Origin of the sequence: Halobacteriovorax vibrionivorans (assembly GCF_003346865.1) — a bacterium.
GTDB classification, from domain to species: domain Bacteria; phylum Bdellovibrionota; class Bacteriovoracia; order Bacteriovoracales; family Bacteriovoracaceae; genus Halobacteriovorax_A; species Halobacteriovorax_A vibrionivorans.
In genome coordinates this window covers 386,985-400,492 of record NZ_QDKL01000001.1, presented here as the reverse complement: position 1 = coordinate 400,492, position 13,508 = coordinate 386,985, and the positions used below count along the sequence as shown (strand labels likewise).

Sequence of the window (13,508 nt, the reverse complement as noted above, 5' to 3'; positions counted from 1 at the left end):
TGTTAAATACGTAACATTCACAGCCTATATATCTGTGTATACTCTTTTTCGGCTTAAAGGGTTATTTAATTTAGTAAAATAATAAGAAAAGCTAGATTAATTCTTATTGAGAGTTTCGTAATTCTAGTGACTTATTCGTCTGACTCACTCATAAGTTGTTTAAATATGTTATTTTTTCGCATTTGTAACAACTTCATAATATCAGTGGCCGTCTCTTCGAGAGCGCGGTCGGTAACATCAAAAACCGGCCAGCGTTTATTCTTATTAAAGATTTGATTGGCCCATTCGATCTCTTCGATAACTTTATTTGTATCGGCATAGTCACCAGTGTGCTCTGTTGCCCCAAGTTTATTTAAACGATTTTTACGAATTGAATAAAGAGCTTCAGGATCAATTGTTAGAGCAAAGATTTTTCTTTGATCGATTTCATAAAGTTCTTTAGGAAGTTCTTGTCCATTAATGATTGGGATATTAACAACTTTAATACCATGTTGAGAGAGGTACACTGAAAGTGGTGTTTTCGAAGTACGAGAAATACCAACTAAGATTACATCTGCCAGATGAAGAGTTTCAACATTTCTTCCATCGTCATGATTTAGAGTAAACTCCATGGCCGCAACTCGATCAAAGTATTCAGAGTTCACCGCATGAAGTAGACCTGGTTCACTTTTTGGCTCTTGGTGAAAGTAGTTTGAAAAAGTTGTTAAGACAGGTCCCATAAGGTCTAGGGATCTAACATGCTTTTTCATTGAAATATCTTTTGTATATTCTCTTAATTCAGCTGAGACAATTGTATAGATGACGAGATCATGATGAATCGCTGCTTCATCAAAGATTGATTTGATTTGTTCTTTTGTTCGAACATTTTTAAAACCAGTGTAGAAGACTTCACTTTCTGGGAATTGTGTCATTGCCGCACGGCTAATGGCCTTTGCAGTTGATCCCGTTCCATCAGAAATAATAATAATTTTCATCTTCTTCAAAATTGACCTCTTTAATTTCTTTATTGTCTTACTTTATTCATTTATGAAGTTACAGGCAAGTTTAATGGCATCATTTCGCTCACTAATAGGATGAAATCGATTAAGTGGTGAAACTTTCTTTAAGAAAGTTTTTTGAGACTTTGCTAAGCGTCTCGTTGCAAAATAAATTTTCTCGCATAATTCCAGATGATCCTTAATTTCACCATCAAGAAATTGAATTGTTTCTTTATATCCAATCGTTTTTAATGCTTTTAGTTCTTTGTGATGGGCAGGGTCTTTCATAATTTGAAAGACTTCATCAATAAGGCCTTGGTTAAGCATATCTTTGGTACGTTTTAGGATAATTTCCCAATGCTCCTCCTTGGGAAGATCGAGACAAATATTCAAGGTATCCCAACCATGAATATTCTTTGAGAAGTCATATGCGCCTGCTTCATCAGCACTTTTCTTTTGATCAGAAATCTTCTTACCTGTCATGCGATGATATTCATAAGCTCTAATTCTACGATAGTGGTCATTCTCATGGAGGTTTTCAAGAGACTCAGGATCGTTCTTTAAAAGGTAGTTAACGATCGCCTCCATTCCACTTTCTTCATAGAGTTTCTTTGCTTCTTCTTGGATGGACTCATCAGTTGTGGGTGAGTCATACATTCCTCTAATAAGGCTTCGTAGATAAAATGCACTCCCTCCAACTAAAATTGGAACGATTCCTTTCTTATGGAGTTCATTAATTTTATTCTTTGCAAGTTCGACAAAATCAGAAGCATTGAGTTCCTGTGTGATAGGAGAGATGCTTACCAGATGATGAGTGACACCATCCATTTCTTTTTCGTCTGGCTTGGCGCTACCGATATTTAGTTCATTGTAGAAGAGGACGCTGTCAAAATTAATAACATGGCATTTTTCAGTACCTATTTTCTTGGCGAGATCGATACTTAATCCGGTTTTTCCAGAAGCTGTTGGACCTAATATGAGAATTAATTTATTTGTCATTTGAGTAACTTCTTCAGTTTTTTTGCACTAATGGTTTTAGCGAGTTTTAATTCCACAAGATCGTAGAAAGGAATGATGGATAAAAGCTTTCTAATATCACTTCCTTGAATGAAGACATCTTTTATAATCTCTTCACCGTTTAATAAATTTTCACACATCTTTGCATAAGGGAGGTCCTCAAAGAGGTGAGAGACGGAGCGAAGAACACATGTATGTTCATCTAGTCGGTCAACTTCAAAGCCGAATTTAAAGTATTGCGGAAGGTTTTCCATCTCTTTTTGATCATATGAAATTGGCTCAGAAATAAGAAGAGGAGTCATCTTATCGAGATCCACTACTTCCATTAGTTTCTCTATTAAATTCTGTGCATCCAGAAAGTATGCTCCGCGATCAATGTGACTTAAGAGAAATAAATTATCTCCAAGAGCACAAATTGTTAATTCGTGCTGAACACCAGAGTCAAATAAAGAGCTTTGACCATGGCCATCGATTTCTTGTTGAAAGCGAGAGAGATCTAAACTCGATTGATTAGAGTTTGATTCGATATGCCCAGAAAATCCTGTATTAAATAAACTATTTGAAAGTGAGTTTAAATTTGTTTCTTCTTCATCAATAGCAAGTGTATTGAGTTCTACTTTATCTTCATTTTCTGAGATTAACTTCTTTGCAGTGGCGCTGGTTAAAGAAAAAATCTCGTTTGCTTTTAAGAATTTAATAATCGTTTTATTTGGGTGTACATTTACATCGATCTCATTTTCTGGAACATGTAATTGCATGATATAGTCACCAGTTTGACCTGGTTGCCAAATCTTTTCCATATTTCGAATGATAATTTGATGAAGCTTCTTGTCTGTGAAGAGTCGATTATTGACGAAGAGATACTGTTGTTTCCCGCTATATCCTTTAGACGAGTCTTTAGAGATATACATTTTACAGTGAGATCCAAGATATTCTCCATCAGTATCAAATATCTCAGGGCGATGTTTTCGACTTTTCTTTTTAAATATTTCGCCTATTCGAGTTTTTATATCATCTTGCGCTCTATATATTTCAGGGTCATTATCTTCCCATGTAATCGCAAATTCAACGTGAGGGTAGTTGATAAGAAATGAATTGATTACACGTTTAAGTGCATTCTTTTCACTCTGACCTGATTTTACAAACTTCAATCGTACAGGAGTGTTGAAGAATAAATCTTTTACATATGTAGAAGTTCCACATTTGTGACTTGCATATTTTGAATGCTCGACAGTTTGCGCGCCATGAATAACAAATTTAGCTCCCTGTTCAGGATTCGCGCGAGGAGCGGAGTGACATGAGATTCTTGCAACAGATGAAATTGAAGCAAGTGCCTCGCCACGGAAGCCAAAGGTATTTAGGCGATATATATCTTCAAAGTTATTAATTTTAGAAGTTGCGTGACGACAAAAAGCGTAGGGTAGTTCATCAAAGAACATACCATCACCATTATCTTCAATAGCAATAAGATCAAGGCCATTATTTAAAATGGTAACTCGAACCTTACTCGAATTTGCATCGATTGAGTTTTCTAGTAATTCTTTTAGAACATTGGCCGGGCGCTCGACAACCTCACCGGCCTTGATTTGATCAATTAAGTGTTCAGGAAGAAGGTTAATTCTATTTTTAGTATTTTCTATTATTTCCATTAGTACGAACTAGTCGCGATAGAAATTAACCTGGTTTCTTCCTCCCTCCTTGGATTTGTAGACAGCAGCATCGGCTCTTTTAAAAAGATCTGTCCCGCTACTAACTCCTTGTCTGTAGTCGGAAACGCCAATAGATGCAGTTACAGGCAACTTATTATCGTCGTAAATAAAATCGTGAGTTTCAACTGCCTTTCTTAGGCGCTCAGCAATTTCGTATGATTGTTTAATATTAGTTTTTGGAAGTAAAACAACAAATTCTTCACCACCATAACGAGCAAAAATATCTGTTTCTCTAATTCCATTTGTACGAATAACTTCAGCTAGCTCTTTTAAAACATAATCACCAGCATCGTGTCCGTAGTTATCATTAAGTTTTTTGAAATGGTCTAGATCGAAAACAATTAAAGATAGGGGAGTTCCCGTTACTTTTGATTTCTTTACTTCTAAATCAAGTTTCTTATTAAAGTATGACTTATTATAACAAGAAGTTAATCCATCTGTATTAGCTTCTAGTTGAAGCTTGTCGTAAGTAAGCCTCTCTGGGTCTCCTTTTGGGAGATACTTAAGTGCAATAGCACCCATTTTAATAATGTCACCTTTTTGAAGTTCAGTAGGAGCTTCGATTTTACTATTATTTAAAAAAGTTCCATTACGTGAACCAAGGTCTTCTACATTATAACCTTCTTCAGTAGCGTTAAGCTTAAAGTGCTCTCTAGAGATACCATTGAACTCTAGTGGGATTTCACACTTTGCACTTCGGCCAACAGTAAGTTCTTGTTCTGTAAGATCAAAAAGAGTTCCGTTGAGTTCTCCTCCTACTACAAGAAGGGCCGCTGGCTTATCTTCAGCTTCTTTATTTGCCGAAGCTAAGGCTGCTTTAATATCAGTTAAAACTAGAGTAGCGTCATCACTCATTAAATTGTCCTTTCAATACTTTATGAAGTTCGTTATATACCCGTAAATTTTAACCACTGGCCCAATTTTAATCAAGATTGGAAAACATTTCTATGTGGATAAACCGAGTAATTCTCATAGGTTATGAAGCCATTCAAAACTATATATTTTCCCGGCCTCAACTCCTGGTTGATTAAAAGGGTCAATCTTTAGGCAAAAACCTGTGACGGCCGTTAAAAATTCAAAAAATATAACTAGTTTGGCCAAGTTTTCTTCATTAAGTTTATTTATATTAAAAACAATATGTGGAACGTTTTGTTCTTCAAGTGCTTTCTTTGTTCCAAAAAACTCTGAATCCATTAAATTCTTCAAAGTGAATCCACTGAGCTTTTGAAGTTTTGGGTGATCAAATTGATTTTCTAATTTTAAATCGTGCTCACTTTCTTTGATATTTATTAGAAGCATCACTTTATTAAGTGGGCCTTCCATGAATAATTGCATCTGTGAGTGTTGGTCTGTTGCACCGTAGCTTGGAATTGGTGTTAGTCCAACTCTTTTTCCATCTTTGTCTTTTTTCCCAAGACTCTCTGCCCACAGCTGAATAAACCAAAACGAAAGGTCTCTTAAGCGGCTTGAATAAGGCATAAAGACAGTTTGGTCATAACCATTTTCATGATGATTTAAAATCATGGATACCGCTTTTTTGAAGCTATCAAGATTTGATAATTCACTTCCAAATGAAAAAGCACTACGACATAATTCTTCGATATCAATTTCGGCAAATAGAGCAGGTAGTAATCCTACAGGAGTAAGAACACTGAAGCGGCCACCAACATTTGTTGGGATATCTAAAGTTGTAATTCCAAGGTCATCACCAAGCTCTCTTAATTGAGATGTTGATGGGTCACTGGCAAAGACAAAGTAATTAGCAAGCTCACTTTCTTTTACACCATGACTTTTGAGCTCATTAACCATAATGGCAAATGATGCGAGTGTTTCAGCAGTTCCACCAGACTTTGATACAACATAGAAAAGGGCATCTTTAAAATTAATCTGATTGATTTGCTGAGCAGTTTTATCTGGGTCGATATTATTTATAAAATGAAATGTGCGGTCTGTATTCTTTGATAGTGCCGAGATTAACATTTCTGGCCCAAGTGAACTTCCACCAATACCAATTTGAACAAAGTGTGAGCGATCTTTAAAGCGTTCAAAGATAGTATGACATTGATTTTGATATTTTTTATCAGATAGCGTTTTAACAAAATCGAAACGTTCCGATGCAAGAAAGTTATCAACTTCCTTTTGGATTAAATCTGTCTTATCAGATTCTTGGATATATGAATTAAATTCGATTTGCATTATTGCCCATATTCCTTTTTAAGTTGTCTTGAAATAACAACTTTTTGAATCTGATTAGTCCCTTCAACGATCTGAAGAACCTTAGCATCTCTCATGAAACGCTCAACTGGATATTCTTTCGTATAACCAACACCACCAAGGATCTGGACGGCATCAGTTGTTACTTTCATGGCCGTATCACTTGCGCGCATTTTTGCCATTGAAGCAAGTTTTTGATTAGACTTTCCATCATCAATTGATTTAGCTGCTGCTTGAACTAGTAGTCTTGCAGCTTCTACATCACAGGCCATATCGGCCATCATGAATTGTAGTCCCTGGAAGTCAAAAATAGCCTGTTTAAATTGCTGTCTTTCTAATGAATATTTAATTGCTTCATCAAGAGCACGCCCAGCACAACCAACTGAGATTGAGCCAATCGCAACACGACCTTTATCAAGCCCACTCATGGCAACTTTAAAACCTTCACCTTCTTTTTGAAGCAGGTTTTCTTCAGGGATAAAACAATTTTCGAAAAGTAGTTCACGAGTCGGAGAGATATTCCAACCCATCTTTTTTTCTTTCTTACCGTAAGTAAAACCTTCTGTTCCATCTTCAACGATGAATGCAGAAACGCCTTTTGCTCCTTCTCCACCAGTTCTTGCCATGACAACATAAGTTTTAGCAATTCCACCTGAAGTGATCCAAAGCTTTGAACCGTTAAGGATATATCCACCTTCAACTTTCTTAGCTGTAGTTTTCAAACTTGCTGCATCTGAGCCTGCTCCTGACTCTGATAGGGCAAAGGCACCAATGGCCTGACCACTCGTTAGAGGAGGTAGGTATTTTTCTTTTTGTTCTTTGTTTCCAAAAGTATTGATAATCGTTTGTACCATTGATGAAACTGAGATTGTTACAGCATAGGCAACTGATGATTTTGCAATCTCTTCAAGTGCGTAACTATAATCCTGACATGGTAAATCTAATCCACCGTATTCTTCTGAAGCTGTCATTCCTGTAAAGCCAAGTTCTCCAAGTTCGTTGAAGATTTCCATACGGAATTTACCTTCAAAGTCATCGTGCTCCATTAGAGGTTCTATTTTTTCTAGGCGAAAGCGCTTTAGGCCTTCAACGATTTCTTTTTGCATATCATTCATAGCTAAACCTTTAGAATTGTTCATTTAATTTTAAAATCCACATACACTACCAAATAAATCTTAAATGGTTAAATTTTATGAATTTAATGATCTAAGTCTGTTTTTTTAGTACGTGATTACAATAGGTTATCATAATAACCATTTCACTAGGTTTTATTTAGTGGAAAACTACGTTACAATATAGAAAAGGGTGAAACTCCCTTCCACGCGCTAGCAAGGAGAATACTATGAGACAACATGATGTTAATTTAGGCCATGGAGCTAAAGCCACAAGCGCCGAAGAATTTGAATTAACGAATTCGTTTCCTTACATGATAATTGTCACGTCTTTTGCAGTTATCACAATCATGCATTTACTTATTAATCCTATGGCAAAGCAATTTGCTAACCAGTTTCTTGGTCGTTAGGCCAATATTGTCCTAGGCCGCCAACTTTTTTGGCCTAGGATCTACTCCCAAAAATTACTCTAAGTATCTAATTTTACTCTTTCACGCTTAATATCCTTAGTTAATTTCCAGATCTTACTTAAAATAGGTACATGGAAACTTTAAAAGAATTTAGACCAGACAGTATTAAGAAGTATTCAACGACAACGAAGAAGCTTCGCAAATCTAGAACAAAGTCGAAGAAGAGTAGTGCATCTATTTTTTCGACGTCAAATATAGCTCTTTTAGTGGGTGTTCTACTATTAGGTTATGGTAAGTATCAAAGTAGTGTAAAACTTAAAAAGAAAAATCAAATCATCTCAAGTATGTCTCAAGAGCTTGATAAGCTTAAAATGGAAAAGATGAAATATATGGCCGATAAGAAAATTCAGGCCATTGCTAGTCAGACACTTGATAGTAAGAAAAGCCATATTGAGTCTTTAAAGGCCATCGTCGCTAAGAGTAAGAGTGATCTTACTAAAGTATCAAACGAATTATCGGAACTTAAAAAGCTAAAAATGACCGAGCTTCAATATAAGACTAAGCTTGCTCAAATAGAAAAGGATTACCAGCAAAGACTTGATGCTCACAATCTAGATAGTACTAGAACGATTAAAAAGATGGGACGTCAGATGATGGCCGAAGTTGATAAGATCAAAACAAGAGCACCTGCTTCAGCAAGTACTCATGTGGTAAATTATAAGTCATTTAAAAAAGTAAATAAGAGTCTTAAAGCTGTTCCTGCTAAATCAAGCCATGGTGATCTAGAGGTAGGAGAGTGGCACGATAGTAGTATGGAGTTTTAATAACCTTGCCAATTTTCATCAAAGCATGAACTATCCATCTCTCGACAGCCATAGAATCCACCATGGTCCTCTGTTGTTCGATAAGCATTCTTCATACATGAATAAACATCTTTATTCTTAGGCTTACAATTTGCATAAATAATTGTGTCCATATGCTTTGTGAATATTACGTCTTTTCTATAATTCAAATACCCGTGGTTTCTCATGACGGAGTGCTTAGCTCCTAAGACACGACAATTCATTGCAACAGGTGCACCTGTACTTGTACTCACAATTGGTTTCGATGTTACACGTGCAAGAATATTTGGATTCCAAGCATTCCACTTTTCTTCGTATTCATCTACTAGGCCCATTAAGTGAAGTGCTTCATGAACAACAGTTCCACAAGATAAATCAACAGCGTAATTTCTCGAATTTGAACGAGCACCTCTACCTTGGAGACCGATATTTACCTTTGGTGGTTTATCAACTCTAGTGCTCTTATCCCATAGTCTTAAACTTAATCTTCTTCCTGCACCATCAACAAGGTTTGATCCTTTGGTTTCATAGCAGCTTTTAATATGTCTAAGTAAACGAGTGCGTAATTTGGAATTATCAGATTTTATATTTAAATTGATATAAGCGAGATAGTGTTCGCCTGCAACGTTTGCACGCTTAAGCGTGTACTTCATCTCAACTCGTGTACGACTGAAGCTTGGTGAGAAGTTTACTCTCATTTCTTGGCCACGCTTTAACTCATTACAATTATAGACATCGACTTTTCCATCAACTTTTACAAGTGCAAGTGCCTGTGTTGAAACAGCAGCAAGAAGTATTAATTTTTTGATTTTGTTGTTCATTATCCCTCCCATCGAATTGAGGGATACTACCTAACGTTTTTGCGCGTCGCAATGGAGTTGTAATATTTATCGAAATAGATGGCCAAGTACTTGAAACTACTTGGCCTGTTATATGAAAATTGAATTCTGAATTACGCTTGAGCGGCCTTGAGTAGGTTCTTGGCGATAATCATGATCATCACCTCATTTGTCCCAGCACCAATCTCATTAAGCTTATTATCTCTCATCATACGCTCAACTGGGAACTCTCTTGAGTAACCGTATCCACCGTGAAGTTGGATAGCATCAAGAGCAATCTTAGTTGCCATCTTTGGAATCGCAAGTTTAACCTGAGCTGCAACTACTGGACCTTTCTCTCCTTGATCGTAACGGTAAGCTACGTTGTAGAGGAAGTTTCTCATCATTTCAGTTTCTGTTGCCATCTCTGCGATCATTTTTTGGATCATTTGATATTCACCAATATTTTTTCCAAATTGTGATCTTTCGTTAGCATATTTAATACACTGATCAACACAAGCTTGTGCGATACCAAGTGAGATACCTGCAATTGTGATTCTTTCAATCTCAAGATTTTTCATCATGTGATAAATTGAATCACCTTCGTTACCAACTAGTTGTTCAAGTCCAACTTTAGAGTTGTCAAAGATTAGCTCTCCAGTAGGTGATGCACGCATTCCCATTTTGTGGATAGGGCTACCAAAGTCAAAGTGACCTTTATCTTTTTCTAGGATGAAAGTCGAAAGGTTCTTTCTCTCTTTTCCTGTTCTTGTGTATACGTAAGCGATATCTGCGTATTGAGCATTTGTGATCCACATCTTAGTACCGTTAAGAAGATAGTGGTCGTCTTTCTTTTCAGCTTTTGTTTGGATACCAACTGCATCTGATCCGTATTCTGGTTCAGACATTCCCATACAGCCGATGTGCTCACCAGTGATTAGTTTTGGTAGATATTTTTCTTTTTGTTCTTTAGAAGCATTGTTTTCGATGTTGTTAACACAAAGAATTGAATGAGCTAGATATGAAAGAGTAGATGAAGCACAGGCCTTTCCAAATTCTTCCATAACAATCGTTGCTGATAGTGCACCCATTCCTGCACCACCGTATTCAGGATCAGCAGTAATACCAAGGACTCCGATTTCACCCATCTTCTTGAAAGCATCCATGTTGAAGCTTTCTTCTGTATCATGCTTTTCTGCAACTGGAGCAAGCTCCTGTCTAGCAAAGTCGCGACACATTTTTTGGATTTGTTTCTCTTCCTCTGTGAAATACCACATAAATCTGTTCCCCTCTGTCATATTTTAGTCGAAATAACTTACCGTGTCTTACATCCAATGGCAAACGGCAGGGTAAATGTTTTTTGACAATACAATATATTGATTAAGTAGGTGAAATTTGTAAGTACTTGAAATTGTCAAAGCGATTCACATGCCCTACAATTTTTTTAAGGAGTAGATAGATGCTTACAACACCTGTAGTCAAGGATGAGGACACGGTATTTCCAGGGGAGAATTGGTTCTTCTATTGGAAAACTTCCGCTTCCCTGTGGAAGTCCAAAATCGAGAAAACGTCATTAACTGATAAGATAATCGTACCAATTAATTGGAGTTTCCATACGGACACTGGGGATAAGATCGACTTTGCGGATCAAAAGCCCGAAACGGACTTCAAAAGACTCTATGATATCTGTCGTGAGCTAGAAAAAGAGATTATCTTTTTACTTCCGATTACTCCTGTTCCTTATTTACCAAATGGTGGTATTCCATATCTCTTGGCCCGTACGGCAAGCTGTGATGAGTATGGAATTAATCGAGCAAGTGCAGATAGTGAAGGAACAATACATAAGTTCTATAGCTTTTATGACCCTCGTGTCTATAAAGGCTTTTCAAGATTTTGTTCTCAGCTTTCTGAATACTTTGAAAAGAACGAAATAAAAGCTCCTCTTTGGGGTGCTAATTGTGGTCATTATACTCATGGCTATTTTCGCTCTTATCTCTATGATCGATCAGTTGCTTTTAATAGTGGTTTTTCCAAATTTATTGAAATGAAAAAAGCTGAGTTAAAACTAGACAAGATTACGGCCGATCAAGAGCAGGATTTTATTATTGAATACAATGATACGATCTCAAGTATCTATGAAGATATTTCTAAGAACTCACTAAAAGAAAATTGGCAGGGAGTGAAGAACTTCTCTTTCTTAGAAGGGGAGATGAATTCAATTGAAGCTCGTATGCTAGATCAGATTAGTGATACTAAAATTATCGATGATGCACTAAAGAGTCTCGATAATGGCATTATGCCTTCTTCTATTTTACTTCCTAACCGCAATAAAGTTGGTATTTATTCTGACTTGAAAAAGCAGGTTATTAATTCATCTCGCCTAGATGAGTTTTTTAATGAAAAAACGATAATTGCGGATAATGATTTTATTTTTAAGGCCTCAAGCGCCGTCAATATCTTTCACAATGTAAAGGATCAAAGAAGTAAGGATCAAATTGCAACATCTGGTTTTTTAGACTTCTGTAAGAAGCACTTTAGTTGGGATTACCGATTTTCTAATATTGAAAATTTTGATTGGGAAGACTATGTCGAAAGTTCATTTCAATTCTTCTACTTTAATGGAAGTGAGATATCGACTGAGAGATTGGGGAAGGTGCTTAAGCTCTTTATGAGTGGTGGAAAGGTTATTATTGATATTGCAAAGCTCGATGTGGCCCTAAAAAGAAGACTTGAATCCTTCTATCTTGAAAATGAATTAAGTGTTGAAAAAATTCGTTATCTAACAGAGATAAATACCATCACAATGGGTGAGGGAAGATTATTAATATTTAATAGTGATGACTTTTCAGAAAGCTCAGATGATGAACTCGATAATTTCTGGAAGAAAGTGACAACAAGTATTGGCCATAGCTCTTGCCAGATTTCTCATAGTGGTGAAATCAGATACAAGTGGCAGGAAAGAGGAGTGGCCTCTTCAGACTTAAAGTATGACAAGGTTAAAAGAGTTAGTTTCTTTAATCCTTCTAGTTATAAACAGAAATTAAGCTTAAAGTATCCTTCGGAATATGTGTTTCAAAAAATGATCGATCAAAATCATGTTGAAATCACGAATACTCCTCATGAGATTGAATTAAGTTTTATGCCTAAGGGGACAATCTCTTTAGACTTTGGGATTATATCGGAGTAATTATGGCATCACGTGAAGATAAAATTCTCTATGTAAGTTACGTGTATAGTGAAAAGGTTAATCTCTTTTTGATTCGTGCATTATTTACTCTTAAAACATCGATCAACTTTCATGATCTCGACTTAGATCAAAGAATTGAAGTTACATCAGATGGGTATATCAGTGGTTTCTTTGATGAAGAAGAGCTGACGAAGTTTAGTTACGATTTAAGCGAACAATTCAAACAAGATAAGGTTTGCCTTATATCTCCAGAGGCATTTAATAATTCTCTAGAAGCTTCAAATAAGATTGGAGATTTAATTGATAAGTTTATTGAACACGGAAATATTTTAGAAAACCCTGATCGAGTAAAAAGGGGATTCCTATCGAATATTATTCGATAGGAATTCTAAAGCTTGCTTGCAGAGGCTTGTGATCTGCACCCTGAATATGTCCAAGGACATTGGCTTCAATAAGCTCTAGGTCACGATACCAAATATAGTCTAATTTATTACCAAGCCATTTCATTCTTTTATCTTGGCCAGTAAAGCTAGCTTCAGTAAAACCTTGTTCTGATAATAGCTTTCTCATCATCTTAATTTTCTTTTTAGAATTTGTATTAAAGTCTCCTGCAAATACAACTGGTCCGGAAGTTGTTTTGATATATTCAATAACTTGTTTAAGTTGCTTTTCAAGCTTTCTCTTTCTTACAAAATTGATTGCATGAATATTGATAAAAGTAATATCTCTACCATCTTCAAGACGATAACTGCTTGCTAAAGAGAGCTTTGGTGTGCGAATAAAAGGTTCTTTCACCTTACTTCTTAGGGGTGTTATTTGTACTGTCGGGTATTTAGAAATATTTGTTACACCTGTTTTATACTTACGCCAGCTAATAAATGAAGTTGCTAAAATCACCTCTTGTTCAAAAGGGTTTATAAGTCTATCTTTCATTTCACCTTTAAGCTTAAACTCTTGTCCTAGCAAGATATCACTTTCATACATGAGATCATCAAAGTCATTTGCCCAGCTTTCATTCTTTCCTTTATACATATTCCATACAGTTAATTTGAACTCATTTGGAAAATAGCAATCACGACAAGAAAGTCCTTGGTGAAAGTCAATAATCTTATTCTTAGCTGGAATCTTGTGAATGAAAGAGTGTTTATTATTTACTGATGCAAAAGCAGGTAGTGATACCATAGAAATTAGCATGCTTATCATAAGCATTTTCATAACAAAT

13 protein-coding genes are annotated in these 13,508 nt (G+C 36.0%); 4 read left to right on the top strand and 9 right to left on the bottom strand.

Annotated elements, in window-relative coordinates:
• Positions 1-131: 131 nt before the first annotated feature.
• The 6 genes from DAY19_RS02005 to DAY19_RS01980 form a co-directional block, all read right to left on the bottom strand.
• Entirely contained in the window at positions 132-974 is an 843-nt protein-coding gene (locus tag DAY19_RS02005) for a pyruvate, water dikinase regulatory protein (RefSeq protein ID WP_233500239.1), read from the bottom strand.
• Positions 975-1,016: 42 nt separating this feature from the next.
• Positions 1,017-1,976 carry a tRNA (adenosine(37)-N6)-dimethylallyltransferase MiaA gene (miaA, locus tag DAY19_RS02000; protein ID WP_114705511.1) on the bottom strand — a complete coding sequence of 320 codons (960 nt, stop codon included), beginning with the start codon at positions 1,974-1,976 and terminating at the stop codon, positions 1,017-1,019.
• Positions 1,973-3,643, bottom strand: a complete 1,671-nt coding sequence (gene mutL / locus DAY19_RS01995; RefSeq protein ID WP_114705510.1) for a DNA mismatch repair endonuclease MutL — start codon at positions 3,641-3,643, stop codon at positions 1,973-1,975. Before mutL ends, miaA begins: the two co-directional genes overlap by 4 nt.
• Before the next feature lie 9 nt (positions 3,644-3,652).
• The gene (locus DAY19_RS01990; RefSeq protein ID WP_114705509.1) at positions 3,653-4,558 is read right to left on the bottom strand and encodes a GGDEF domain-containing protein; all 906 of its coding nucleotides are present in this window, start codon (positions 4,556-4,558) and stop codon (positions 3,653-3,655) included.
• A gap of 114 nt (positions 4,559-4,672) precedes the next feature.
• Positions 4,673-5,899, bottom strand: coding sequence for a glucose-6-phosphate isomerase (locus DAY19_RS01985; protein WP_114705508.1), 1,227 nt, complete (start codon positions 5,897-5,899; stop codon positions 4,673-4,675).
• Positions 5,899-7,056 (bottom strand): acyl-CoA dehydrogenase family protein, encoded by a 1,158-nt coding sequence (locus tag DAY19_RS01980; RefSeq protein WP_233500231.1) that lies wholly within the window; start codon positions 7,054-7,056, stop codon positions 5,899-5,901. The genes DAY19_RS01985 and DAY19_RS01980 overlap by 1 nt, the downstream gene beginning before the upstream one ends.
• Before the next feature lie 203 nt (positions 7,057-7,259).
• Between DAY19_RS01980 and DAY19_RS01975 the strand changes: the two genes are divergently transcribed.
• Positions 7,260-7,439 (top strand): hypothetical protein, encoded by a 180-nt coding sequence (locus DAY19_RS01975; RefSeq protein ID WP_114705507.1) that lies wholly within the window; start codon positions 7,260-7,262, stop codon positions 7,437-7,439.
• 131 nt (positions 7,440-7,570) lie between these two features.
• On the top strand, positions 7,571-8,263 hold the full coding sequence (locus tag DAY19_RS01970; protein WP_114705506.1) for a hypothetical protein: 693 nt from the start codon (positions 7,571-7,573) through the stop codon (positions 8,261-8,263).
• Here the strand turns inward: DAY19_RS01970 and DAY19_RS01965 are convergent.
• Positions 8,260-9,102 carry a hypothetical protein gene (locus tag DAY19_RS01965; protein WP_114705505.1) on the bottom strand — a complete coding sequence of 281 codons (843 nt, stop codon included), beginning with the start codon at positions 9,100-9,102 and terminating at the stop codon, positions 8,260-8,262. The genes DAY19_RS01970 and DAY19_RS01965 overlap by 4 nt on opposite strands.
• 131 nt (positions 9,103-9,233) lie before the next feature.
• Positions 9,234-10,376: an acyl-CoA dehydrogenase family protein gene (locus tag DAY19_RS01960; RefSeq protein ID WP_158536745.1), complete on the bottom strand. Its 1,143-nt coding sequence runs from the start codon at positions 10,374-10,376 to the stop codon at positions 9,234-9,236.
• 182 nt (positions 10,377-10,558) lie between these two features.
• Here DAY19_RS01960 and DAY19_RS01955 point away from each other — a divergent pair, with 182 nt between their 5' ends.
• A complete protein-coding gene (locus tag DAY19_RS01955) occupies positions 10,559-12,286 on the top strand; it encodes a hypothetical protein (RefSeq protein WP_114705503.1) in 1,728 nt (575 codons plus the stop codon).
• A gap of 2 nt (positions 12,287-12,288) precedes the next feature.
• Positions 12,289-12,669: a hypothetical protein gene (locus DAY19_RS01950; RefSeq protein WP_114705502.1), complete on the top strand. Its 381-nt coding sequence runs from the start codon at positions 12,289-12,291 to the stop codon at positions 12,667-12,669.
• On the opposite strand, the gene DAY19_RS01945 is transcribed toward DAY19_RS01950, so the two are convergent.
• Entirely contained in the window at positions 12,659-13,501 is an 843-nt protein-coding gene (locus DAY19_RS01945) for an endonuclease/exonuclease/phosphatase family protein (protein ID WP_114705501.1), read from the bottom strand. The two genes, DAY19_RS01950 and DAY19_RS01945, sit on opposite strands and share 11 nt — an antisense overlap.
• Positions 13,502-13,508 lie beyond the last annotated feature (7 nt).